This window comes from Syntrophorhabdus sp., assembly GCA_012719415.1.
In the GTDB taxonomy this organism is placed as follows: Bacteria; Desulfobacterota; Syntrophorhabdia; order Syntrophorhabdales; family Syntrophorhabdaceae; genus Delta-02.
Genome location: JAAYAK010000315.1, coordinates 1 through 22,338, shown reverse-complemented (window position 1 = coordinate 22,338; position 22,338 = coordinate 1). Strand labels below are relative to the sequence as shown.

Below are 22,338 nucleotides of genomic sequence, written 5' to 3'. Positions count from 1 at the left end.
ACTTTTACCTCCCTTGTCATTGTCGGGCGTTCAACGCCGTTGCGGGGTTGTCGGGGTAATCGGGCGGCGGGCCGGGGCGTTTGAGGAGCGGCAGGGGGTTGAGGACGCCTGAGCGGTAGAAGGACTCCGTCAGTTCGATGCAGACCCATTCCTGTGTGTCGCAGTCGATGAGGCGGCGGGCGATGGGCTGGATGAGCTTTCGCTCTATGAGGCGGGCCATGTCCCGCGCTCCGGCCCAGGGCCGTCCGGTGCCTGCGAGCAGGTGGTCGAGGAGACGGTCCTCGTCGTAGATGAGAAAGATGCCTTTATGCTTGAGGCGGTTTATGGCCTCTTTGAGCTTCTGGCCCATGATCGTCCTCAGGATGGGCGCCGTTGGTGTTTTGAAGATTATGATCTCGTCGAGCCTTCCCAGGAACTCTTCGGGGAAGTGTTTCGCGAGGAGTGCGTAGGGGTCTGACGGGTCGTCGCTCGCGGAGAAACCCAGTTTGACCCGGTCGATGTCGCGGTGCGCGAGGACGTTCGTGGTGAGGATGACGACGCAGCGGCGGATGTCGAAACGCTCTCCCATTCCCGAGGTCACCCTTCCTTCGTCGAGCATTCCAAGAAGAAGCCTGTGCACATCGGGGTGCGCCTTTTCTATCTCGTCGAAGAGGATAACGCCGCTCGATCTCTCCTCGAGCCACCTGGTGAGAAGGCCGTCGGCCGTGCCGAAGGCGGAACCGTAGGGCGTCCCGATGAGCTTGTGCACGCCGTCCTGCCCCGGGTACTCGGCGAGGTCGATGTGGAGAAAGTCCTTCTGGCTCCCGAAATACTCCCGTGCCAGGGTCCGGGCAAGCTCCGTCTTGCCGACGCCCGTGGCGCCACAGAAGAGGAAAGTCCCCAGCGGCCTCCCCGGGGCCGTCTCCCCGTACCTTCGGGAGACCAGGGTCGAGACGACCCTGCCCACCGCGTCCTCCTGTCCGATCACCTGGCTGTTGAGAGCGTCCTCGAGGCCCGTCAGGTCCCTCGTCGTGCCCTCTCCGAGGGCGCTCATCATCCTTCCTGTCTGGCGGGAGAGGACCCGGTAGAGGTCCTCCGTTCCCATCACGTCCCTGCCTTCCCTTTCGACGAGACCCGCGGCGCTGTCGAGGAGGTCAACGCTCTTGTCGGGCTGGGTGCGGTTCGTGAGGTGGCGCTCCGTTGCGTGCCAGGCCTCGGAGAGGACATCGGTCCCGATCCGGATCCCGTGGTGGCTCTCGAGGCCTCGCGCGTGGCGCGCGAGGATGGCGAGCGTCGTCTCCCTTTCCGGCTCTTCTATCTTTATCTGCTGAAAGCGTCTCGCCAGGGCCGGGTCCCGGGTGATGTAGCGGTGGTACTCACCCGTCGTCGTGGCGCCGATGACGGAGACCTTCGATCCGGCGAGGATGGGCTTCAACATGTTCGCCGCATCCATGGGCGCCCCTTCCGCCCTGCCCGCGCCCCAGAGCAGGTGCGCCTCATCGATGAAGAGGATCGCCGGCTGACAGGCCTGAAGGGCCTCTATCACCTTCGATACCCGTTCTTCGAACATGCCGCGCAGTGTCGTCCCCGCGAGGAGGCTCCCCATGCTGATCTCATACACCCGGGTCCGAAAGAGACGTGCCGGCGCGAGGCGCCGGGCGATGCGCCGCGACAGGAGCTCGACGAGGGCGGTCTTGCCGACGCCCGCGGGGCCGGTGAGCATGGCGTTGCGTTTCTTCTTCCTCAGAAGGACCTCGAAGAGGCGGTCGATCTCGTCGGGCCGGTCGGAGAGGTCGTCGAAATCCCCGTTTTCGGCAAGCTTCGTCAGGTCCCTGCCATACTGGAGGAGGACACCGTCGTTGCGCAGGGCGCGCTGCCCACCGAGCAGGGTCTTGCGATGTGCCGCGTAGCCGGCGTGCTTCGCGCATATCGCGAGGATCGTCATGTCGATGCCTGCGGACTTAAGGGCCCGGTATATGCGGTGGTCCGGGCTGTCGCAGAGAATGGAGAGGACGTCGTATGCCGTCACGGGTTTCCTGCGTGTCTCGATGACGGTTCGGGTGAGGAGGCGCCGGTCCTCCTCCACGCGGTCTTCTATGAAGCCTTCGACGGCAAGGGAGAAGATGCTTACCTTCGTCTTCGCCTGCGCGAGGAGCTGGGCGAGGCTGCCATCCTCGTCGTGCATGGCCCAGACGAAGAGGATCCGGGGAAGGGTGCGTTCGCCGTCCGGGTAATACCGGCCCACAAGTTCACAGAGGTCGCTCAAGGTCATCGCGCCTCTCCTTCCGGGCCGAAAAGGGCATTGTAGTCCCTCTCCAGGCGTTCGGCGTCGCGTCTTATCTCCCCCGTGCGGGCCGCAAGGTCGGCCCTCACCCTGTCGTGACGGTCCGGGTCTTTAAGGATGGCCCGCTCCCTTACCCTGTCCTCATCCTCAAAGAGGGCCTGGAGTTCCGCCTTCGCGGCGAGCACCTCATCCTCGAGCAACTTCACTTCCCTCTGGAGCCATGTGAGTTTCTCCGGGAGAGTTTCACCCTGTATGGTGAGCCGCTCGTCGACCTCGACCCCCGGGTTGCCCAGGATGGCCTCGACGCGCGTAAGGGCGCTCTTCAAACCTTCCAGTGAGCGCATGTCGTGGAGCATGTACCCCTCGGGATAGCCCAGTTCCTCGGGGCGGACCTCGAGGGCGGCGAGCAGCATCTCCTCAAGGCGTTCCTTCTGGCCCTCTGTGAGATGTCCGTAGGAGGGGTGGTGCATCAGCCTGTCGGGATGCAGCAGCCTGCGTATCTGACGGAGCACCGTCTTGCACTCTTTCAGGTACCGGTCGGGCTCGACCGTCTTCCCCTCCGCGCCCGTTTCCCCGGAGATCCTCACGAGGTGGGGGGCCAGGGCCGCGTCGGTCTTAAGCCGCGTGAGCTCGAGCTGTCTTTGCGCCTCCTCTCTCTCTATGTGCTCTTCGATGTCTTCACGGGACCAGCTGGGGTTCACCTTCTTGAGGTTAAGGCGCATATCGCGCCGTTCCAGCATGAGGGCGGCCTCCCTGAGCCCGATCTCCTCCTTTCCGAAGAGGGAGAGCCACTCGCGGCGGGTGTGGGCGTTCCTTATCCGCTGGTTCTCGATGAGCAGGTAGACGTCTTCCAGTTCCTGCCGCAGAGATACCCACCGTGCCTTCTCGATGGCGTAGGCCTGCTGCTCTTTTTCGGTGCCTTCCACGAGAAGGAGGAATTCCTTCCGTGCCCGCGCCGCGAATTGGGAGACCTCCGCGCCCACTACCGAGTGGAAATGATACCTTCCCATGAGCATCTCTTTCACCAGTTCCCCGAAGGTGGAAGGTGTGTGCCCCTCGAGAAAAGGCCTGCCGGTGTCGAATGCCGGCGCGTGGCGGGCGGCAAGGTCCCCGATGAGTCTATAGAGGTCCTCCCGGGGTTGGAACCGGGCAAGGGCCTCCCTCAGGTCATGCTCGTTCCTGTCGAGAAGAATATCGGTCAGGCTTGTCCCGTCCGCCGCTCTCCAGCCGTTCACCTCGTGGGCGAAAAAGCGTTCCCATTCGGCTTTCAGCACGAGCGCCAGCGTTCGGTAAAGGTCAAGATGCATGAAAAGGCAGAAACGGGCCACGTCCTCCACCGGCGGGAAGACATGCCATCCCGCGTAATCCCAGAACCGGCGGGCACTGTTCTTCTTCAGGGAGCCCACCGTTGTGCCGTCTTCGAAAGCAAGGGCCTTTTCGTGGTCGCATCCGAACATGTCGTGGGTGATCGCCTTCTTCTTGCCGTCGGCCCGCCAGATGTTTCTCTGCCATTTAGTGACGGCGGGGTTCGTATGAAAGGACCGTATGACCGCGTCCATGTCGTCGCCGAGTTTGCTGTAGGGTGTCATTTTCCATCTCCTTTCCTTTTCAGCGGAAGAGGGTCGCAAATGAGCGGTTTCCTTCTAATCGTATATTATTCTTGTCGCTTCCGCGAGAATTCTCTTTACCGTCGCGGCGATCCACCTGCCCGCCTTCGAGTCCGGCCAGATGAGGTAGATGATAAAGGCGTAAAAGCATGCACTGGCGCAGAGATACCAGAGAAACGTGAGCGGACCTTTCAGCGCTTCCGCCATCGCGCGTACTCCCTCCATGAAAAGCTGGGAAGGGGCTTTGCCAAGGCGATGAAGGGCCAACCGTCGTGTCCTTCTGTTCCTACCCATCCGGCAGAGGCGCTCCCAGTGCGGAACGAACACCTTCTCTTCGCCCATCAGTTCACTCGCCAGGTATATGTACCGCTCGTCGGAGAGTACGAGGGCGACGAGAGCCTCGGCGGCATCGGACGCGCGCCTCTCGTCGAGGACGGTCCGGGGGACATCCTTGTAGATGGGGTCCTGGTGGATCTCGTACATCCCATCCGACGTTGTAGGATAAAGGGTGCCCTCGGAGACAGACATGGCGGGATTGGGCTCCAATCGCTCTGTATAGCCGACCACTTCACTCCGCATGACCACCTCTGTGGACGTGATCTCTTCCCGTATCCAGGCGATGAGCCTGTGGTGTCCCATGTTCCCCGGTCCTCTCGTGTGTTATCGCTTCTCTTCGGCGCGGGGCTTGCGGAAGGCCTCCGCCTGCTCCCTAAGATCGTTGCCAGCGTCCCGTCGACCCTCCCCATCGAGGATCCGCGCCACCGCTTCAAGGCATTCGGCGCAGATGAGCCGGTGCTCCTCGAGGGGAGACTCTCTCAACTTGTTAAAGGCGATCCAGTAGCTCTCCTCCACACCGGCAAGGTCTTCCCGTGTGGAAGCCCCGGCCGCAAACCGCAGGGCATCCCTGTATGCCTGAATCCCGTACTGTATTTCTTCATCTCTTGTCATGGTTACCTCCATTGACGGATCATAGAGCGTTTTCTAATTGGATATCAGTCAAAGTCCCGTGCACGCAATGGCAAAAGAGAAGGTGTATCATGCACAAAGTGGGGATTGCGGGGCGAAGAACGGATGGCAAGAGAGGTCAAAGCCCCTGCCCTTTCCCGTGATGGTCGGAAGGGGCCACAACCCGGGCCGGCACCCGATAATGGGAAGGGGCAGGGAGACAGAAGCCTTAGAATGAGGGCACGCAGAATGGTGGTGCGGGAGGCATTGGAGATGATGTTGTGTTCCTTGGGGGTCGGTCCCGGTGTCGATGATGCCCATCAGGTCAGGGCGGGGCGAAGACCGACGGAGCCGTTGCCGATCCGTGCCCTGTCGAGGACGCGGGCGTGGAGTGCGACCTGTTGGCGGTACTCTTCCTTCCCCGCGATCTTCGCCGTGACCATTGCCCGGTTGTTGTATATCCTCAGGTAGGCCCTGTGCTCGCTTACCCCTTCGCGGAATATCCTCGTGCCGCCATCGTTCCCCGACCGGGCCGTGACGGTGATAAGGTCTTCCCTGTCCGTAAAGAGCCAGCCCGAAGGGGCATGGTCATCGGGCGGGGTTTCCCAGAGGAACCCTTCGGGCAGTATGTGAAGGGCGGCGAGGACCTCCCCGGTCTCGATGCTCCTCACCTTTATGGTCCCGGTGATATCCGATGTCGCGAATCGTTTTCCATCGGGAAAGGTGACAATCTTTCTTATCCGGTTCTCCTCAAGGAAGTCGTCCCGCCACAGGAGCCGGTGTATCCGGGTGTCCCACAGGGCGATGTAGTACCGGCCCCGAAGAATGATACGCGTTTCGCCGGGCGACAGGGATGGGAGTCCGCCGAATGTGACGATGCCGTCCACGTTGCCCGGCTTTTCCGTCAGGGGTTCCCCGTCTTCCCGGTCCCAGAAGTGGAACCCTCTCAATCCCGCGGCGATCACCTTTCCCAGCGACGGGATGCAAAGGATGTCGTTGATGTAATCGTTGTGGTCGCATGTCCTCAGGAGGTTGCCTGTTCGTCCGTCCCGGAGCGAAAGGAGAGTCCGGTTCGCGGTGGCGAGGACCTGTCCGCCCATGCAGAATGCCTGGAAGGGGTCCATGCCGGCGAGAGGGAAACCGGAAACGGGGGCGCCCGTTCCAAGGTCGTAGGATCCCAGAAAGCCTGTGTGTCCCGCCACTGCCATCAGTCTTTTTCCGTCCCCGGTCACGTAGAGGGCACAAGGGCCTCCCGTTTTTTCTCCCAGGGGGAAACCCCCTTCATGCCGACCCGTCGACAGATCATGGATGGCGACACCGTTCTCGGACGGCAGAACCAGATGTCTCCCGTCGGGCGTGACTGCCATCACCGGCGCGCCCTGCGGCAGGTCATCCCAGAGTTCCATTCCGGGAACATCGAATTCCCTGAGACATCGGCCGCTTGAGAGCTCCCAGTATTTCACCGTCCCATCGAGCATCGTCAGAAGCGCTTTGCCGTCCGGAGTCGCCAGGAGGTCCCTGACGGGTTGTCTGGCGGGGAATGTCCTTGCCGGGCTTCCGGAAGCCGGGTCGACGAGGCGCACCACGGATTCCTCCCGGGAGATGGCGATGCGTCCATTGATGGTGGCGATCCTGCTAAACCCGCCCGCGTAGCCGTGGTATTCCCGGCTTGTCGACAGGGAGGCCGTCATTTCCTGGCTTTCCATGTCCCACACGTCGATCCAGCCGTGGCGGAACCCCAGGCAGAACCGCCCGTCCTCCGTCAGGGACTCAAGTTGCATCGCGCCCGAGAAGGTGTTCGTGTACAGGGTCTGTCCCGTTCGGATATCGATGACGCGGATATGCGATAAGGGATCGACAGTCGACAGGTCTATCTGGTTTTCGATCAGCCGGGAACCCCTCAGCGCGTACCATGCCCGATAGGGCTGTTTGAGAGACGGCATCGCGACGGTGTAAGAGGTGCCCGGCCCCGTTACGTCCCGTACCTCGACCCTGTCGGTCCAGTTCAGAACAACTGACCGGCTGTCGGGACTGAAGCCAACGATCGCCGGCCACCTGAACCCCCGGCGGGCCTGGTGAAGCATGTCCTCCGACGTGACGTTCCATATCCGGACCGAGTGGTCGTCGCCGGCGGCGGCGATCTTCCCGCCGTCGGGGCTTACGACGAGGGAACTGATATGGCTTCCCTCGATCCGGAACGTTCGGACTCTCTTTCCTGTGTTCACTTCGTAGACGAGGGCCTCGGACCTTTTGGAGTCAGGACCTTTCCCCCTGAAGAAACTCCGGACATTCCAGTTCTGCTTGCAGAAAATATGGTCGTCGTTGCAGTGCACGGGATCGCCGGGATGGTCGGACAGGGTCGCCAGGCAATCGCCCGTTTCAAGGTCCCAGACCTTCTTGGTGCCGAAGAGAAAGGCCGTTATCATGCGGTTCGTCCGGGGTGTTGTGAAGATGCCCGAAAGGGTAGGGCCTCCGCAGGAGAACGTCCGTACGCATCTTCCGGAGGCCATGTCCCACAGGCGAACTTCACCCCTCGAGGTTCCCGTGAGCAGGTGGGTGCCGCCAAAGGCCCCCGCGAGCGCGGCGATCTGTCGTTTGTGGAACCCCGCGTCGTGGGTGAGACGGCTCTCCGGGGCGGACCTCTTGAGGACGCCGGTCACCACCTTAGCCGGGAGATTCCCGGGGCGAAAGGATACGACCGAGGAAGACGACGGTGTTCCCGCTGTCTTACGCATCATTATCTTTCCCGGTCAGCATCGGGCGCGGGCGGGTCTCGATCCTGTCCTGTCCGTCCGCAAGGGCACGGGTATAACGGCCCGCGACGCGCGCGTATTCGTCGAGGCCCTTGAGGCGCGCCTGTACGATCGCCGCATTGTTGCGGGTCATGATATAGGTTCCTCGTCTTTCGTCAGCCAGGGGTACGGCACCAAGGACCCTGCCCTCGCTGCCTTCTTCGACGAGATGGAGCAGGTCTTCCCTGTCAGTCCATACCCAGCCGTCCGGGGCGTGCTCGTCGGGCGGCGTGAACCAGAAGAAGCCGTCATCCACGTTCCAGAGGGAGCAGACGAGGGCCGTGCTCTGTCTGTCTATGATCCTCACGGTCCCGTCGCTGAAGGAGACGAAGAGCCGGCTTTCGTCGGAAGAGAGCGCGAGCCCCGCCACCGGACTCCCTTCAGGAGGCCGGCAGATCTCACGTTGCCCGCTTTCGAGGTCCCATCGCTCCAGCCCTCCCGCATAGGTGCCGATGACCACATGACGTCCGTCGTTCTCGACGGCCATGGAGAGGATCGAACTGCCCACATTGATAGACCGCGCGGCCTTGAACGTGGAGAGGTCCCAGAGGATAATAAGGCCGTCACGGCCGCAGGAAACAAGACCCCTTCCCCGGGGGAGAAAACGAATGCCCGTGATGATGACGGAGAGATTGCCGTACTTATGTGCGTGGTCCGTCAGCGTGGCAAGAATATCGCCGGACCGAAGATCGCAGACGAGTATATGGTTCTTCCCCTGGCGACGCATCGCCACGCGTTGCGTGTCTTCATCTATCGCGGTGGTGTCGATGTCAATGTTTCCGGCCGTGTTATGGATCTTGAGACAATTGCGTTTTTCCGTGTTCCAGAGCTTCGGCACTCCGTGCCGGGTGAAGGTTGCAAAGGAGGCGCCTGATTCCAGCGGCAGGACGCAGGCGACCGCGGATGAGTAGGCCTGTAAGACCGCCCCGGGCTTCTCGTTGCCGCTCTCGATGTCCCAGAATCGAACTCGGCCGTCATCATGCCCGGTGGCAACAAGACGGGCGTTTTCGAGAAAGGCGACGGACGTTGCCCCCGGGAACTTCGCCCGTTGGGAACCGTCCGTGAGGTTCCACAGCTTGACCGTATCGCCTTTGTCACAGGCGGCGAGATACGTGCCGCTGCTGGAAAGGGAGAGATGGTGCACGCTCCGGGTGGAACCGATGGCTTGCAGGCACTCGCCCGTACCGATATCCCAGATGTTGCATGTCCGGTAAAAGCCCACCGTATAGAGGGTTTTTCCATCCGGCGAGAGTGTCATGTCGGTGACGAGCCTCGGACCGGTAAACTGTTTCTCGATAGCGCCCGTTCCGCTGTCCACCACGAGGACGGTCTCCCCGGGGCCGCAGCAGGCCACAAACCGTGTTTCGTCGGAAGAGGTGGTCACCTTGTAGGGCTTGTGCGGTTCCAGGGAATAGAGCCTCTTCCGGGCGCCGGTGCGAACATCGAAGCAGGAAAGGCCATCCCTTCCGGCGGCCACAACCTCTCCATCCCCCGCAAGAGCGATGTCCCAATAATCCCCGCTCGCGACAAGAGAGGGCTCGCCGATGCCGGGGAAGTTCCATCGAAGGATATCATGGTGTGAGTCCAGTGTCAGCATCGTGTTGCCGTCCCGGTTCACAAGGATCCTCATGACATTGTTGATCCCTGCCGCGGAATGTTCGCAGGTACCCTCGGGAAGGGACCATACCCTGAGTGCCCAGAAGCTGTCGCTGCTTGCGATATACCTGTCATCGGGGCTCACCGCCAGGCCGGCGACACGTCCATGATGACCTTTCAGGACGAGGATGCAGGCGCCCGTCGCGCAGTCCCACAGGCGCAGGGTGCCGTCATCGTCGGTCGTGACGGCCCGGTCCGCGTGGTTCATAAAAGCCGCCCGCACCACCTCGCCGGTATGCCCCCGAAACACCATGAGGCACTGACCGCTGGCGATGTCCCACAGGCGGGCCGTTCCGTCGCGGTTGGCAGTGATCAGCCGCGACCCGTCGGGCGAGACCGCCGCTCCGTGATACCAGTCCGTGTGTCCCCCTATGCGGTGGGTGGTCCTTCCCCCGGGGACAAGGGTCCCCAGCGCCTCACGCACGACGTCATCGGATGCCCGCCGTACCTTCCCCGCTTTGTCCGAAACCTTGAGTTCCTTCATGACCTTCCTCTAATCGTATATCATTCTTGTCGCTTCCGCGAGGATTCTCTTTACCGGCCCGGGAAGCAAGCGACCCTCCCCGGTCAGGTCCTTGCATCGCGCTATCAATGGGATACCAGTCAGGGCCCCCTGCAGGCAATGGCAAAAGAGAGGGGGCGTCATGCACAAAGAGGGGACGGCGTGATGTTGACTTTCGCTGTCGATATATGCGTATATATATAACGAAGTTGCGAGTGAGCCGTTACATGAATTGAGGACCATGAACATTTTGCGCGGGAAGATATCTGAGCTGACGACATCGGGGAACATGACGCTGGTGGGCATCGACGTGGATGGAACCAGGATGACGGCGATCATGATCGGAACGCCGGGAAAGGTCTCCTATCTGCGCATGTCGGGAGATGTTGAACTCCTGTTCAATGAAGCGGCGGTTTCGATAGGAAAGATGATCGGGGGGCAGATGAGCCTCAACAACCAGCTTGATTGCACCATCGAGAGGCTTGTGACGGGGGAGATATTGACGCAGGTGATACTGTCCTTCAGGGGTGAACACCTGACCTCCCTGATCACGACGATGTCGGCGAGGAGACTGGACCTTAAAGCGGGCGACCGCGTGACGGCCTTCATCAAGACGAACGAAGTGATGCTGAAGGAGCCGGACGAGGCAGGGAATGGAGATTGAACTGTCGGTAAGGAAAAGGCTGTTCACGGCCACGGGAGAGTTTCCTTTCACCGCGGAGCTGAGCATCTGCTCCGGCGAGATGGTGTCTTTCTTCGGTCCGTCGGGTGTGGGCAAGACGACGATGCTGCGTATCATCGCAGGCCTGACCGATGCCGAGGAAGGGTTTGTCAGGGTTGGCGGACAGACGTGGTTCGATTCGAAGGACGGGACGAACCTGCCGCCTCGTCAGCGCAAGGTCGGGTTCGTGTTTCAGGAGTATGCCCTGTTTCCGAACATGAGCGTCCGTGAGAACCTGCGCTTCGCGCAGCCGAAGGCGGACAAGAAGCACATCGACGAACTGCTCGGCATCTTCGGGTTGTCGAATCTGCAGCACCGCAAGCCGGGGTTTCTTTCCGGTGGCCAGAACCAGAGAGTGGCTATGGCGCGGGCCCTGGCACGCAAGCCGGATCTCCTGCTCCTTGACGAGCCTCTCTCTGCCCTGGACATGGAGATGAGAAGCACCCTTCAGGACGAGATCCTGGAGGTCCACAGGCTGTGGGGGATCACGACGATCCTTGTCAGCCACGACCTGCCGGAGATATTCAAGCTGTGCAACCGGGTGATAGGGTTCAGGGATGGACGCGTCGTCGATGACGGCAATCCTTATGATATCTTCGGCCGAAGCAAGGTCAGCGGCAAACTGCAGTTCGTCGCGGAAGTGCTGAAGGTAGAGAATGAGGACATCGTGGACGTGCTGACCCTCCTTATCGGGAACTCGCCCGTGAAGGTCGCCGTGTGCAACAACCGGCAGGAGACGTTCGTACCTGGCGACAAGGCCCTCGTGATCTCCAAGGCCTTCAACCCCATCATTCAAAAACTGAATTCCAACGGAAAAGGAGGCAATTGAGGAATATGAAAAGAAAACCCGTTGTTATCGGAACGGTCCTGTGTCTTCTCCTTCTCTTCCTGGGCGCGTCCCTGGTGTCGGCCCAGACCCTGATGATCGCGTCGGGGGCCGGATACAAGAAGCCCGTCACGGAGGCGATGAAGTCCTTCGAAAAGGCCACCGGGATAAAGACGGACGCCGCCTTCGGGAACATCCAGATGGTGGCGAGCCAGTCGAAACAGACCGGCGAGATAAGCTGTATCATCGGCGACAAGAAATTCCTTACCGCCCTCGGTTCCACGGTAACATTTGTTTCCTATGAACCGATAGGAAAGGGCATTCTCGTCCTCGCCTACCGGAAGGGCGTGAGCCTTGACAGGGTGGAAGACATGGCGTCGGACAAAGTGAAGACGGTATTCATGCCGGAGGACAAGAAGGCCATCTACGGCATTGCGGGGACGGAAGCCCTGAAGTCCTATGGCTACGCATCAAAGCTCGCCGGCAAGATAACCCAGGTGGCCACCGTGCCCCAGGTCGTCTCCTACCTGCTGGCAGGAGAGGCGGACGCGGGGTTCATCAACCTCACCGAGGCCATGGCGAACAAGGACCGGTTGGGCGGCTATATCGTCGTGCCGGAAGACAAGTACACCGAGATACTCATTGTCGCCGGGGTGGTGAAAGGCTTTCAGAACAAGCCGGAAACGAAGAAATTCACCGATTATCTGAAGACGAAGGAAGCGAAGGATATTTTCGGGAAATACGGCGTAAAATGATATGCCCCACGTACCGCTGACGGACTACCTGACACACCCGGCCATCGCGCTCACGCTCAAGGTGACCCTGCTGGCGCTCATCGTGCAGCTCGCGGCCGGTCTGCCCCTTGGGTTGTACCTTGCCGGAAAGAAGAGCCCGGTGAAGACCGTAGTCGAGATCATCACCACCCTGCCCATGATCTTCCCGCCGATGGCTCTCGGGTTCTTCCTGCTCCTCATCCTTGGCAAGAACGGGCCTCTCGGACGTTTCTTGATGGAGGTGTTCGCCTTCAAGATAATATTCACACCCTCGGGGGTGCTCGTCGCCGTGTTTGTAGTGGGTCTGCCCTTCATGGTGAAAAGCGTGCAGGCCGCGCGGCAGCAAATGGACGGCACGCTGATCGAGGCGGCCGCCACCCTGGGAAAGACGCGGGCCCAGACGCTGTTCAAGGTTGTCCTTCCCAACATCAAGGGCGGCATCGTGACAGGGCTCCTGCTTGCCTTCGGACGCTCCGTGGGGGAGGTCGGCATAAGCCTCATGCTCGGCGGCAACATCGTGGGGCGCACGGAGACGCTGTCTCTCGCCATCTACAACGCCGTTTTCGAGGGCGAGTTCTTGAGGGCGGCGATATTCTCCATCATACTTACGGTAATAGCCATCGCCGTGCTCCTTGTCCTCAACACGATGAACAGAAAGAGGATCCCGGGCCTCGGCATTTAACGCCCCGGGGTGTTCTATCCTCGCTGTCCTTTGACGGCCCGGCGACATGTCGGCCCTGGCATCGGGGCCGACATGCGGCACTCTCGCGGATCGTGCCGGAAAACTTCCTCACTTAGGTATTCTCGCGATAATGGTGAACCTGTTCCGGTTCAACGCATCGTCATGCACGACGCGCCCATGGCACTCGGTCCAGGCGTGCGCGGAAAAAGGGAAGGGCCTCACTCCGATGCAGTGGCACACCGGCAGGCCCGTGCGCCTGAGGAACGTGAAGAGCGCCAGCGATCGAGGAAGATGGTCGAGCCGAGCCTTCCCCAGGGGAAAGAAGCTCTCCGCCGCCGCGAAAGCAGTGAGGGCGCGTTCGAGTGCCTCACCCCCAGCGTTGTCCCCCGAGGTCTCTCCGGGGTATGCCATGGCGAGGGCGCTGTTGTAGGTGGTGCAAAAGCCCTTGCGCGACAGGGAGAGCCTTGTTCTCACAAGGCTCCACCATGCCCTGAAGGTGAGGAAGCGCTTCCAGGCGCGTGTCGCCCGCGGCGCCTCTTCTCCTGCGGGCGCCTCGGGCGATTCCCTCATCAACCCCCTGGCAAGGCATTTTTCGGAGAACGCGTAAAGATCGTCCTCTATCTCTTGTGGCGTTCCGGAGATCTCCTCTCCGAGTCGTCGCAGACACTCGTCCCTTCCACGCCCGGCGATGAGCTCCTCCCACATGAGCGAAGCGACGGGATCGAGGGCGAAATAGGATTCCGAGCGGATGTCGAGGATGATAACCCGGTCCCCTACCCTGACGTGACGGATATGGGAGGGCACGTGATGCCCCGTGTTGAGGTTGCCTGACGGCCTTGTCCGGTCCATCCCCCTCCTCGATGAGATCCGCGTTTCACATGGCGCGGAGCGGCGCGCAGAGGTTATCGTGCATGTCGGGAACGACACGCTGTCCGAACTTCCATCATCCGAAAGCACTGTCATTGTACCACATCCGGCCGTGACCCGACATCCACTGCTGTCCAAAATAATCCATTTCCCGGAATACCCTCCTTATGGAACAAGGGATGAGGACAGGTAGATCCTCCATTCCGGACGAGGTTGGTCTCTTCTTTCGTGCGGTCAGGGTGGATTGGTCATTGGTCAATTGGTCATTATCTTTCTCATTGGTCATTGGAATTTGGTCATTGGTTATTCCTGTTTCCCTGGATTGCTCTGGAGAGTCCGCGTGTCCGTTGCAGTAGACGTATCTTGGACAGATGTGACCCGACGTCCATGACCGGGCGGGATGTTGCAAAGACAGGGGAAAAACTGGTATCATTCCCATACGATAAATGGTCCAGATGATTCGACGATCTTGACAGGCCCGTCAGTCTTTACGGAGGAGACCGGATATGGATGTTCAGCCTCGATGCCACGATAAGGTTGTGCAGATGATCAGGAAAGGTGTCGACATCCCGAACCCGCTGACCCTGGATGTGGGTGACGAGGTGAACATCGATCACATATCGGGGACTGACGTCAGGATCTACCCCGGGTGCAGGATCTACGGTGCGAGGACGGTCATATCCGCCGGTGCCAGGATCGGCTTCGAGGGGCCCGTCACCATTGATGATTGCCGGCTGGGACAGAAGGTGGAACTGAAGGGGGGCTACTTCGCTGGGTCTGTCTTCCTGGACAAGTCGAACATGGGCCTCGGCGCTGAGGTGCGCGAAGGCTGCATCATCGAGGAGGAGGCCGGCGGGGCGCATTGCGTGGGCCTGAAGCAGACGATACTCTTTCCTTTCGTGACCCTGGGGAGCCTCATCAACTTCTGCGACTGCCTGATGGCGGGAGGGACGAGCCGCAGGAACCACAGCGAGGTGGGAAGCTCCTATATCCACTTCAATTTCACACCCGACGGCGACAAGACGACGCCATCCCTCATCGGGGATGTCCCGCGCGGGGTCATGCTCAACCAGCCCCCCATCTTCCTCGGCGGCCAGGGGGGTCTCGTGGGTCCCATCAGGATGGGGTATGGGAACGTGGTCGCCGCCAACTCGGTGCTGAGGAACGATTTTCCGGCAGACAACAAGCTCATCGTGGGAAAGACGCATTCGGCGAAGACGATGGATGTCAGGCCGGGGACCTATCCGAACCTCCACCGCATCATGGGGAACAATGTCATCTACATCGCCAACCTGGTGGCGCTGGAGCAGTGGTACCTGCACGTGCGCCGCCCCTTCCTCGAGGCGCGTGAGTTCGGGGACCTCATCTTCTCGGGGCTCATGGATACGCTGACCCTGGCGAAGACGGAGCGTCTCAAGAGGCTTCGGATGCTGGCGGAAAAGGCGCAAAGGCCGGAGCACGGGGCGAGAGCAGGGAAGGACGGCGACGGGAGGAGCGAATTATACGAGAGGTTCGGAGAGATGGAAGGGATCTTCATGTCCCCGCCGGAGGACGACCTCGCGGGACGGTCGCGGGACGGTTTTCTCGCCCTCGCCGGGAAACTGAAGAGCGCCGGCGGCGCGGACTACGTAGAGACCGTACGGGGGTTTGATACCGAGACCTCGGGCAAGGGCACGGCATGGCTGCAGGAGATCGTGGATACCTTTTGCGGGAAGGTGCAGGAGCTGCTGCCGTCCCTCAACATGTTCGGCAGATGAGGCGGAAAAGGTGCGAGGCGAGTGAGGGGTGATCATGGGTAAACTTTTTGGTACCGACGGTGTCCGGGGGGAAGCGAACCGGTATCCGATGAACGCGGAGATAGCCTTTGCCATCGGACAGGCCGTGGTCTATCTCCTGAAGAAGACGCATGATCGTCCCCGGATCGTGATCGGGAAGGACACGCGCATCTCCGGGTACATGCTCGAGGGCTCACTGGAATCGGGGATAACCTCCATGGGGGGCAACCCCTATCTCGTCGGCGTCCTGCCGACGCCGGGGATAGCCTTCATAGCCCAGAGCATGCGCGCCGACGCGGGGATCGTGATCTCCGCCTCCCACAACCCCTATCAGGACAACGGGATAAAGATCTTTAACGGCAGCGGCTTCAAGCTCTCCGACGAACAGGAGGAGGCCATCGAGGAGCTGATGATGAGCAACACCCTGCACGGCCTCGTCCCGCCTGTCCGGGAAATGGGACAGGCCTTCCGCCTCGAGGACGCCCACGGCAGGTACATCGTCTTCGTGAAGAACAGCTTTCCCCGCGACCTCTCCATCGAGGGGATGAAGATCGTCCTCGACACCGCCAACGGGGCGACGTACAGGGTCGCTCCCGACACCTTCTGGGAGCTGGGTGCCGACATCGAGGTCATCCACAATGCCCCGAACGGTATCAACATCAACGACAGGTGCGGCTCGCAGCACACGGAGGACCTCAGGCAAAGGGTCGTGGAGACCGGCGCGGCGGTCGGGCTCGCCTTCGACGGGGACGGCGACCGCCTCATCGCCGTCGACGAGAAGGGGCGGGAGATAACGGGCGACCAGACCCTTCTCATCTGCGCGAGGATGCTGAAGGATCAGGGCAGACTGAAGAACGACCTCCTGGTGAGCACCGTGATGAGTAACCTCGGGCTCAGGGTCGCCTGCAGGAAATATGGTTTCAGGTACCACGCGTCGAAGGTCGGCGACCGCTACGTTCTCGAGGACATGATACGCCTCGGCGGCGTGGTGGGGGGAGAAGATTCGGGGCACATGATCTTTCTCGACCATCACACCGCGGGTGACGGCATCATCACCGCCCTCCAGCTTGTCGCGGCCATGGTCAGAACAGGCAAGCCCCTGTCGGAGCTGGCGAAGTGGATGGACGTCTATCCCCAGAAGCTCATCAACGTCGATGTCAGGAGCAAACCCGATATCGCCACCATACCCCAGGTTATGGCGGTGATAGAGGGGGTCGAGAAGGAACTTGGCGACGAGGGACGCGTCCTCGTGCGTTATTCCGGCACCCAGAACATGTGCAGGGTGATGGTCGAAGGACCGACCGACGCGGTTACGGAAAGGCACTGTGCCGAGATCGCGGACGCGATCAGGGCCCACCTCGGTTAGAGAGGCGGGAGCTTCCCGCGCGTCCGCGCGTGGCACGGAAGATCAAGGAAATGAGCGGTATTGAAGAAGCAATTGTGGGTCTCATCGGCGCGAGAGGCCCCCTGACGGGTTTTGAGATCCAGAAGGAGATGCGGACGGACAGCCTGCTCCTGTGGAGGGCGTGCAGGACCTCAGATAGACTCGAGGTCCGGTCCCTGGGCAGAAGGTACATGAGGCTCGACCGCCACGTCGAGGGTTTCGCCCGCCTCTCCCCGTCCATCCTCCGGGAATTCCTCACCTACTGCGTCGTCGGCCTGTCCGGCGACAGGGCCACCCTCGAGGACAGGTGCCTCGCGTTGGGTGAGCGGATCCGGGAGATAAGCAGACTCAAGTTCGACCGCGCCCGCCGGATGGTCCTTGATGTCATGGACGAGTACGAGGACGCGGCGGAAATGGCCGGCCGGATGTGTTTCATCATCGCCGGGGACATCGTGTACGATATGGCCCACGATGTGCCCCGTCCGGAGCGCAGCACGGGAAAGCTCGTGCGCGGCTCCGATATCGACCTCGTGGTGGTCACCGATGACGGGGTGGAGGACGGGCCCATAGGCAGGCTCGATGACCTGATATACCGCAGGAAGTACAGGATGCTCATCGACCCCGCCGTTAACGAGGAAGTGGACTACAAGATAAAGAGGCTCATGCGCGTGAGGGAGCAGGCGGCTTTCGACGACTTCAAGCGCATGGTCGCCATCAAGATCCTCGATGAAGGAGTGTTCCTCCACGGGAGCGAGGAGATCTTCCGCGCCGTCAAGGACATCATCCGGGAAAGGGGCCTCGACAACCGCCTCGCGGAGCTTGAGGACCGGGCACAGGTATTCAGGTCCCGGGCCGAGGTATCCATTCTCGACGGCAGCCTCGACGGGGAAAGGATACGGGAGACCCACCTTTTCTACTCCGCGGAGGAGTTCGAAGAATTTGAATGACCCCGGATGCCCGGGGAAAGACAAGAGGTGAACAACATGCTGATCGGCATAGATGTGGGCGGCACATACACGGACGGGGTCCTCTTTTCGGAAGGGTCGGTCCTTTTGAGCGTCAAGCATCCGACGGACGAGAACGATCTTGAAGGCACCCTCCTGTCCGTGCTGGACGAGCTCCTCGCGCGCGGGGGCGCGAAGGACGTGCGCAGGATAGTCCTCTCCACCACGCTCGTCACCAACCTCCTCGCAACGGGGCGGGGGGAGCGCACGGCGCTTATCCTTCTTCCCGGCAGCGGTCTGCCCTTTTCAGCCTACAGGATAAGTTCCGACACCTATTTCCTGAAAGGGGGCATGGATTTTCGCGGCAGGGAGATAGAGCCCCTCGACGTGAAAGAGGTGGAAGAGGTGCTGAGGAAGGTCCATGATTCCGGTATCGAGAGGGTGGCCGTGGCGGGGAAATTCTCGAATCGCAACGACGCCCACGAAAGGATGGTCAAGGACCGCCTGGCGTCCCTGTACCCACACATGGATGTGTGCACGAGCAACGAAATCGCTGGAAGGCTCAATTTCCCGCGGCGCGCCGTGACCTGCTATTACACGGCGATGACCATGAGGGAGTGGAACCGCTTTGCCGACAGCATCGAGGCCGCCATACGGGCACGGGTGCCGCGAAGCGACGTTCACATCCTGAAGGCCGATGGCGGTACCACGACCCTCGAGGCCAGCCGGAAGCGGCCCTGTGAGACGGTGTTCTCCGGGCCGGCCGCGAGCACGATGGGGACGATGGCCTTGAGCCTCGAATCCCTCAACGCCGTTTCCGTGGACATCGGCGGAACGACCTCCGACATCAGCCTCGTCATCGAGGGAGCGCCTCTGTATGCCTCGAAGGGGGCCCTCATCAACGGCCACCTCACGCACATCAATGCCTTCGCGGTGCGGTCCATACCACTCGGCGGCGACAGCCGCGTGTACGATGAATCGGGGGAATTGCGGGTGGGCCCCATGCGCCTCGGTCCCGCCGCCTGCCTGGGAGGCTCTGAGCCGACGGTGACGGATGCCTTCAACCTCTTGAACGGTCTCCGTCTTGGAGACACCGATGCGTCCCGAGAGAAGCTCGAGTCCGTCGCCAGGCGTCTCGGCACGTCCCTCGCGGAATTGTGCCAAAAGGTGGCCGATGAGGTGGTCGACAGGCTGGAGCGCAACATCGAGGAAATGTTCGGTCTCTGGGAGGATGAGCCTGCCTACAAGGTCTGGGAGGTGGTGCACAGGAGGAAGTTCGAACTCCACCGGGTGATCGGGATAGGAGCGGCGGCTCCCGCCATCGTGCCCATGCTGGCCAAGCGGATGGGCGTCGAGCATTTCCTGCACCGCTACTCCCCTGTCGCCAATGCCCTGGGGGCGGCCGTGGCGCGGCCCACACTCGCGGTGGAGGTCCACGTCGACACGGCCCGGCGGACCTACACGGGTTCGCCGGGAGGGTTGAGGGGTGCCGTCGAGAAACGCAGTTTCCAGCTCGAAGACGCAAAAGAACTGGCGCTGAATTGTCTCAAGGAGGCAAGCCGCGAACGGGGGCTTGCCGATTATGCGGACGAGGCACATGTGTATCTGGAGGAGCAGTTCAACATGATCCGCGGCTGGGAGCAGGAAGGCAAGCTCTTTGACGTGGGGATACAGATCGCCCCCGGATTCATTCATGAATACAAGGGGGTGGCATAGATGAAAACGACGGACAGACCCACGGGGGTCATATTTTTTCCCGCCTTTGACTGGGCGATCAGCCCCACCCATCCCGAGAGGGAGGAAAGACTTCTCTATACCCGGGACCAACTCTTCGAGGAAGGGATCATGGACATGCCCGAGGTGCGGGAGTACCATCCCCGCCTTGCCTCGGCAAAGGACGTCTCCCGCGTTCACTTCTGCGTCCCTGATGTGGAGAGCCGCGTGACCGAGGCGCACATGGTATCGGCGGGATGCGCCATGGTGATGGCCGACGCCTTTATGCAGAAGGAGGTGAAGAACGCCTTCGCCATCATCCGCCCGCCCGGCCACCATGCCATGACCGTCGTTCACGGCAACCGTGGTTTCTGCGACATCAACAACGAGGCCGTCATGGTGGAGTATTTGCGCCGGACATACGGGATCAAGCGCCTGGCCATCGTCGACACCGATGTCCATCACGGCGACGGCAGCCAGGAGATATTCTGGCACGATCCCGACGTCCTCTTCATATCCTTCCACCAGGACGGGCGCACCCTCTACCCCGGCTCGGGATTCACGAACGAGCTCGGAGGGCCGCTGGCCCACGGCACCACCATAAACATACCCATGGCTCCAAGGACGACGGACGAAGGCATCCATTATATAATGGATAACCTCGTCCTGCCCATACTCGATGAGTTCAAGCCCGAGCTGGTGATCAACTCGGCGGGGCAGGACAACCACTACAGCGACCCCCTGGCGAACATGAGCTTCACCGCCCGGGGTTATGCCATCCTGAACCAGAAGCTCAGGCCCGACATAGCGGTCCTGGAAGGCGGGTACTCCGTGGAGACGGCACTGCCCTACATCAACATGGGCATTATCATGGCCATGGCGGGGATCGACTTCTCCAACCTGCGCGAACCGGACTACAATCCATCCCGTTTCAAGGAATCGACGAAGAACATGGACTATATCCGGTCCCTCGTCGCGCACCAGCTTGCCGCCTTCCGGGAGAGGGAAAAGGTGGTGGAGGCGAACCGCAAAGAAGGCCGCGAGTTCTACGGCAGTTCCCGGAGCATCTTTTATGACACGGAGTACCTCCAGGAAGAGCAGCGTCTCGACCTAAGGATGTGCCCGGACTGCTGCGGCTACCGCCGCATCTCGTCATCCTGCGTCCACCACAGCGGCCGCAGTTATTCCGTTTTCTGCGTCTCACTGCCCGCCGCCTGCTGCCCCGACTGCGCGGCGCGGGCACGGCAGGATTACGAAGAAATGAAGAAAAGGCCCGGCTACGGCTACCTCTACCTGCAGGACAGGATAAACGATGAATACAAGACCTTCGAAACGAAAACCGGGCGGGAAAACACGTTATGAAGACTGTTCCGGGTCGCGAGTTAAAGACCTGGCAGGCTGTTGATAAAGTCGCCCCCATCCGGTCCGTCTCTCGTCATTCCGGCGAAGGCCGGAATCCAGAAAGGACTGGCAGCATACGACCGCCTGACACAGAACGGTCTCACGGCATTTCCCCTATCGTGCTCTCGCGGTATTATCTTTTGTGTGTTCTTTGCCGTAACAGGACTCTTCCTGGATTCCGGCCTTCGCCGGAATGACGAAGCAAGGGCGGCGTCGCCGGAATGACGTAGAAAGGCATTTTGCCAACAGTCTGACAGGACCTGGAACGGCCTTTAAGGTTTTTGACCCGCAGCCCGCAACATTTCTTTTGTGGAACTTTTTTTCCGTTCCCTTGTCTTACCTTGAAAAATGATGAGGAGACCGAAAATGAAAAGAATCCTGAGCGCAGCAGTTATTCTGACCCTTCTGGCGACCACCGGTCTGTGTTTCGGGGCGGACAATGTGAAGACGACCCCGCAGGAGTATTTCAAGTATGCCGGGACGGCAGCCGACCCTTCCTACCAGGACTATGTCGCAACGAGCTCCCGGAGCGAGAAAGGCAAAAATAGCAGTAATTCCGGCAGCTACACGGCTGAGCGCGAGAGGATCAAGGAGCGCGTGAGGAACTCCCCGCGGTACACCGTGCCGCAGATCAACCACAAGGGGACCTACGGACAGGCGAAATAGGACATCATAATGAAGGACAAAGGAGAAAGACCATGAAGAACACGGTTTTGAGAACGGTCCTGACAGTTGTGGCGATCATCGCGCTCGTTATCTGCAGTTTCGGTGTTTCATCGGCGCAGCAGAAGAAGAAAGGCCCGGCCCTGCAGCAGCTTGAGCAGGCGGCGGGGAAGAAGATCGAGGACGTGAAGGTGCCTGCCGTGCCTGAGCCCACCCCCGTGAAAACGAAGGAGGTCCAGAGATCCACATCCACGACATCCTCCTTCGACGTGAACACATCGACATCGACGAAGAAGAAGTAAAGACCTTTGACACAAAAAAAGGAAGTGACGAACCATGATAGGTCCGTCACTTCCGGTCATTTTCGAACATCCCCTCTCAGGCGGTTATCCCATGTGTCCCCGGTATATCACGCTTTCCGTATGGAACACAAAAGTCCTTTCCACTCGGGGTATCCCATGATGGGCTCCCGGGCGTTGCAGTCGGTGAGCCTGTTGCAGTTCCCCTCTTCCGGCCAGCCGTGGGGCACGAGGACAACGCCCTCCATGACCCTCTCGTCGACGGAGGCCTTCATCTTCACGAAGCCCCTGTCCGTCTCGACGATGACGTCGTCACCGGTGGCGACGCTGTACTTCTTCGCCGTCTCGGGTCCCAGCTCCGCCTTGGGGTAGGGGGACCAGTTCTGGACGGACTTGACGTTGTGGAGCATGGCGTTGGTGTAGTAGAAGTCCCTGACGCCCGTCGCGAGGACAAGGGGGTACTTCTCTCCCAGCTCTGCCCAGCGGCGGCCCTGGGGGCTCTTCGAGGGCTCGAGGTAGGTGGGC

19 protein-coding genes are annotated in these 22,338 nt (G+C 60.8%); 11 read left to right on the top strand and 8 right to left on the bottom strand.

The window, feature by feature from the left end; translation table 11 throughout:
* Positions 1 to 16: 16 nt before the first annotated feature.
* From GXX82_17760 to GXX82_17735, 6 genes are all read right to left on the bottom strand, one after another.
* Positions 17 to 2,251: an ATP-dependent Clp protease ATP-binding subunit gene (locus GXX82_17760; protein NLT24892.1), complete on the bottom strand. Its 2,235-nt coding sequence runs from the start codon at positions 2,249 to 2,251 to the stop codon at positions 17 to 19.
* Complete coding sequence (locus GXX82_17755) at positions 2,248 to 3,852, bottom strand: hypothetical protein (GenBank protein ID NLT24891.1); 1,605 nt, start codon at positions 3,850 to 3,852, stop codon at positions 2,248 to 2,250. Before GXX82_17755 ends, GXX82_17760 begins: the two co-directional genes overlap by 4 nt.
* A 54-nt stretch (positions 3,853 to 3,906) precedes the next feature.
* A complete protein-coding gene (locus GXX82_17750) occupies positions 3,907 to 4,509 on the bottom strand; it encodes a hypothetical protein (GenBank protein NLT24890.1) in 603 nt (200 codons plus the stop codon).
* A gap of 21 nt (positions 4,510 to 4,530) precedes the next feature.
* Complete coding sequence (locus GXX82_17745) at positions 4,531 to 4,818, bottom strand: hypothetical protein (GenBank protein ID NLT24889.1); 288 nt, start codon at positions 4,816 to 4,818, stop codon at positions 4,531 to 4,533.
* A 317-nt stretch (positions 4,819 to 5,135) separates the two neighbouring features.
* A complete protein-coding gene (locus GXX82_17740; GenBank protein NLT24888.1) occupies positions 5,136 to 7,553 on the bottom strand; it encodes a WD40 repeat domain-containing protein in 2,418 nt (805 codons plus the stop codon).
* Positions 7,543 to 9,747 (bottom strand): WD40 repeat domain-containing protein, encoded by a 2,205-nt coding sequence (locus GXX82_17735; GenBank protein NLT24887.1) that lies wholly within the window; start codon positions 9,745 to 9,747, stop codon positions 7,543 to 7,545. Before GXX82_17735 ends, GXX82_17740 begins: the two co-directional genes overlap by 11 nt.
* Positions 9,748 to 10,006: 259 nt before the next feature.
* On the opposite strand from GXX82_17735, the gene GXX82_17730 reads away from it, so the two are divergent.
* The 4 genes from GXX82_17730 to modB are packed head-to-tail and all read left to right on the top strand — an operon-like array spanning position 10,007 to position 12,767.
* Entirely contained in the window at positions 10,007 to 10,429 is a 423-nt protein-coding gene (locus GXX82_17730) for a TOBE domain-containing protein (GenBank protein ID NLT24886.1), read from the top strand.
* Complete coding sequence (locus tag GXX82_17725) at positions 10,419 to 11,315, top strand: ATP-binding cassette domain-containing protein (GenBank protein NLT24885.1); 897 nt, start codon at positions 10,419 to 10,421, stop codon at positions 11,313 to 11,315. The genes GXX82_17730 and GXX82_17725 overlap by 11 nt, the downstream gene beginning before the upstream one ends.
* A 5-nt stretch (positions 11,316 to 11,320) precedes the next feature.
* Complete coding sequence (gene modA / locus GXX82_17720; GenBank protein NLT24884.1) at positions 11,321 to 12,067, top strand: molybdate ABC transporter substrate-binding protein; 747 nt, start codon at positions 11,321 to 11,323, stop codon at positions 12,065 to 12,067.
* A 1-nt stretch (position 12,068) separates the two neighbouring features.
* Entirely contained in the window at positions 12,069 to 12,767 is a 699-nt protein-coding gene (modB, locus tag GXX82_17715; protein ID NLT24883.1) for a molybdate ABC transporter permease subunit, read from the top strand.
* A gap of 108 nt (positions 12,768 to 12,875) precedes the next feature.
* Here the strand turns inward: modB and GXX82_17710 are convergent, their stop codons facing one another.
* Positions 12,876 to 13,616: a lasso peptide biosynthesis B2 protein gene (locus GXX82_17710; protein NLT24882.1), complete on the bottom strand. Its 741-nt coding sequence runs from the start codon at positions 13,614 to 13,616 to the stop codon at positions 12,876 to 12,878.
* 524 nt (positions 13,617 to 14,140) lie between these two features.
* On the opposite strand from GXX82_17710, the gene GXX82_17705 reads away from it, so the two are divergent.
* From GXX82_17705 to GXX82_17675, 7 genes are all read left to right on the top strand, one after another.
* On the top strand, positions 14,141 to 15,391 hold the full coding sequence (locus GXX82_17705; protein ID NLT24881.1) for a UDP-N-acetylglucosamine pyrophosphorylase: 1,251 nt from the start codon (positions 14,141 to 14,143) through the stop codon (positions 15,389 to 15,391).
* Positions 15,392 to 15,425: 34 nt separating this feature from the next.
* A complete protein-coding gene (locus GXX82_17700; protein NLT24880.1) occupies positions 15,426 to 16,775 on the top strand; it encodes a phosphoglucosamine mutase in 1,350 nt (449 codons plus the stop codon).
* Positions 16,776 to 16,825: 50 nt separating this feature from the next.
* A complete protein-coding gene (locus GXX82_17695) occupies positions 16,826 to 17,740 on the top strand; it encodes a hypothetical protein (protein NLT24879.1) in 915 nt (304 codons plus the stop codon).
* A 36-nt stretch (positions 17,741 to 17,776) separates the two neighbouring features.
* Complete coding sequence (locus tag GXX82_17690; protein NLT24878.1) at positions 17,777 to 19,453, top strand: hydantoinase/oxoprolinase family protein; 1,677 nt, start codon at positions 17,777 to 17,779, stop codon at positions 19,451 to 19,453.
* The gene (locus GXX82_17685; GenBank protein ID NLT24877.1) at positions 19,454 to 20,812 is read left to right on the top strand and encodes a histone deacetylase; all 1,359 of its coding nucleotides are present in this window, start codon (positions 19,454 to 19,456) and stop codon (positions 20,810 to 20,812) included.
* 405 nt (positions 20,813 to 21,217) lie between these two features.
* On the top strand, positions 21,218 to 21,517 hold the full coding sequence (locus GXX82_17680) for a hypothetical protein (GenBank protein ID NLT24876.1): 300 nt from the start codon (positions 21,218 to 21,220) through the stop codon (positions 21,515 to 21,517).
* Positions 21,518 to 21,549: 32 nt separating this feature from the next.
* Positions 21,550 to 21,816, top strand: a complete 267-nt coding sequence (locus tag GXX82_17675) for a hypothetical protein (GenBank protein ID NLT24875.1) — start codon at positions 21,550 to 21,552, stop codon at positions 21,814 to 21,816.
* Between the two features lie 107 nt (positions 21,817 to 21,923).
* Here GXX82_17675 and GXX82_17670 read toward each other — a convergent pair.
* The coding region (locus tag GXX82_17670) for a molybdopterin oxidoreductase (protein ID NLT24874.1) at positions 21,924 to 22,338 on the bottom strand (415 nt) is incomplete at its 5' end.